The 2,345-nt window shown below is 68.0% G+C and carries 3 protein-coding genes and 1 pseudogene; 2 read left to right on the top strand and 2 right to left on the bottom strand.

Annotation, left to right across the window (positions count from 1 at the left end; genetic code table 11):
- The first annotated feature begins 213 nt into the window (after positions 1-213).
- Positions 214-1,010, top strand: a protein-coding gene (locus ACFXB5_RS53470) for an IS5 family transposase (protein ID WP_385223305.1) whose coding sequence is annotated in 2 segments (ribosomal slippage) — positions 214-549 and positions 552-1,010 — 795 coding nt in all. Because the reading frame shifts where the segments join, the coding sequence is not laid out codon by codon here.
- Positions 1,011-1,121: 111 nt separating this feature from the next.
- On the opposite strand, the gene ACFXB5_RS53465 is transcribed toward ACFXB5_RS53470, so the two are convergent.
- Positions 1,122-1,640 (bottom strand): DUF6233 domain-containing protein, encoded by a 519-nt coding sequence (locus ACFXB5_RS53465; protein ID WP_385223303.1) that lies wholly within the window; start codon positions 1,638-1,640, stop codon positions 1,122-1,124.
- 2 nt (positions 1,641-1,642) lie between these two features.
- On the bottom strand, positions 1,643-1,978 hold the full coding sequence (locus tag ACFXB5_RS53460) for a hypothetical protein (protein ID WP_385223301.1): 336 nt from the start codon (positions 1,976-1,978) through the stop codon (positions 1,643-1,645).
- A gap of 266 nt (positions 1,979-2,244) precedes the next feature.
- Here ACFXB5_RS53460 and ACFXB5_RS53455 point away from each other — a divergent pair.
- A pseudogene (locus tag ACFXB5_RS53455) lies at positions 2,245-2,345 on the top strand (deaminase); the annotation flags it as partial.

The following is a 2,345-nucleotide window of genomic DNA, read 5'->3' as shown; positions in this document are numbered from 1 at the left end:
CCATTACGCCAACAGCGGCATGTCACACACCATCACACAGGGTGGCTCTCAATCTCGTTGCCGAAACAGCGGCTCCCGATCTCGCCGCCCCACTGACACCCGTTCAACCTGTCAGAAACACTGGCCGTGTGAGCTGTCCGAGGAGGTTGATGCGCTGCTGGCCGACTTAGACGTCATCTCATTTGGGCTCGCCGGTAGCCTGGTTGTGTGTTGATGGTTGAACGTCTGGTGCCGGACGGGTTATGGGAGTTGTTTCAGCGGGTGGTTCCGGAGGTGCCGACCCGTCCGCAGGGTGGTGGTCGACGCCGGTACGGAGATCGTGAGGTGCTGGCCGCGATCATCTTCGTGGCGACCACTGGCTGCACGTGGGCGCAGGTCCCGCCCGTGTTCGGCCCGTCCGGTGCCACCGCTCACCGCCGTTTCACGGAATGGTCCCAGGGGCGGGTGTGGGCGAAGCTGCACCGCCTGGTCCTGGATGAGCTCGGGTCGCGCGGCGAGCTGGACTGGTCGCGGTGCGCGATCGACTCGGTGAACATGAGGGCCCTCAAAGGGGGGACCTGACGGGTCCGAATCCCGTGGATCGGGGCAAGAAGGGCTCGAAGATCCACTTGATCACCGAGCGGACCGGATTGCCCATCTCCATCGGGATCTCGGGCGCCAACCTTCACGACAGCCAGGCGCTCGAACCGCTCGTGCGCGGCATCCCGCCCATCCGTTCCCGCCGCGGGCCTCGCCGCCGAAGGCCGGCCAAGCTCCACGGCGACAAGGGTTACGACTACGGCCACCTGCGCCGATGGCTACGGCAGCGCGGTATCCGACACGGCATCGCCCGCAAAGGCATCGAGTCCTCCAAGCGGCTGGGACGGCACCGCTGGACCATCGAACGCACGATGTCCTGGCTCGCCGGATGCCGACGACTCCACCGCCGTTACGAACGGAAAGCTGTCCACTTCCTGGCCTTCACCAGCATCGCCTGCACCCTCATCTGCTACCGCAGACTTACCAAATGAGATGACCTCTAAACACGCGAGCGGCAGAGTGCCCAGCTCAGGCCGCTGTCCGTCTGACGCAGACTCTGGGTGCGCAGGGGCGGCCGACGGGCGATGTCGGGTCTGCCGACTTCAGGACGCCGGGAGATGGCGGGCATCGCAGGCGGTGCACGGTTCGTTGCCCGGTCGGGTGAGCTCGCGCAGGGCCTGGTCGAGGGTGAGGTCTGCGTCGCCGGTCGGTATCCAGCATGATTCGTGGTGGATGATCCGGCGCCCGGGGCCGTCGACGGGCGCGGGCAGGTGCTGCATGCTCCACCGGCCTGCCGGGGCGGCGGGGGAGGAGTGGGGTGGTCGGGCTGGCCGGTGTTGCCGCCGGGTCGGTACGGCGGAGTAGTCGGTGCCCTCGATGGCGCTGATCAGGCGGGCGGGGACGCGCATCACGATCGAGTCGGGCTCGACCGTGATGCGGTTCGGCAGCTCCACCTCGGCCCATACGGGCAAACGCACCTCGTACCACCAGCCGCCCCCGGTACCGCGGCGGTCGAGGCGGCCGATGACCTGGGCTGTGACGCTCTGGCCGTCAGCCAGCTCGACCCACGCCGGCGGTCCGGGGGCGTCCGGGGCCGGGGTGTCGGGGCTGAGGGCGTCCACGGCTACGCGGAGGGTGCGGCAGGTGCAGCGTCGTGGGTGTGCTCGAGCTGCGTCCGCGCGGTGACGAGGTCCGGGCCCTCGAAGTTTACCCAGAAGGCGTGTGTGACGACGGTGATGGTCAGCTCCCGCTGCCGCTGTACCTCCTTCTGGTCCTCCTCGGTCCAGCCGTCGGTGGCGGGGCGCTGCCGCGGGCGCCAGATGTCGGGGTCACTGAATCCCGGGTGCGGCTCAACGGACCACGGGAGGCCCTCGAGGAGCGCGGTGAGGGCGGCGGCGACCTGGTGGAGTTCTTCCTGCGCGGCGAGCAGGTCCGGGGGAAAGTCGTAGGCTCTGGCCATAGCCTGGAATGGTACGCCTGTTCGATTCCTGATGAGGGCGGTGAGCTGACGCCCGGTGTGTCGTCGTTGTGACTGAGCGTTTCAGTTGGCCCCTGAGCGTTGTACTCGGCCCGGCTGAGCGTGACGGTTGGCCTGGGCCGTTCGCGGGTGGGGCTGAGCTGGGGCTTTGGCAGGACTCAAACCGCCGTTCCCACTCCACAGCGCGGCCGATGAGTTTGTGTCTCGCGGCCGGTCCAAGCTCGTGACACCTCAGGAAGGGAACCGCCATGTCGGAGCTTCTCGTCGACTTCATCACCTCCCTCGACGGCCATGCATCGGGAGAGGGATGGCCCGGGTTCTGGGGCCTCGAGGGCCCGGAGTACCTCGC

This window comes from Streptomyces sp. NPDC059455 (genome assembly GCF_042750115.1).
GTDB classification, from domain to species: domain Bacteria; phylum Actinomycetota; class Actinomycetes; order Streptomycetales; family Streptomycetaceae; genus Streptomyces; species Streptomyces endocoffeicus.
The sequence above is the reverse complement of the archived record's forward strand: the minus strand, read 5'-3'. Positions and strand labels throughout refer to the sequence as shown.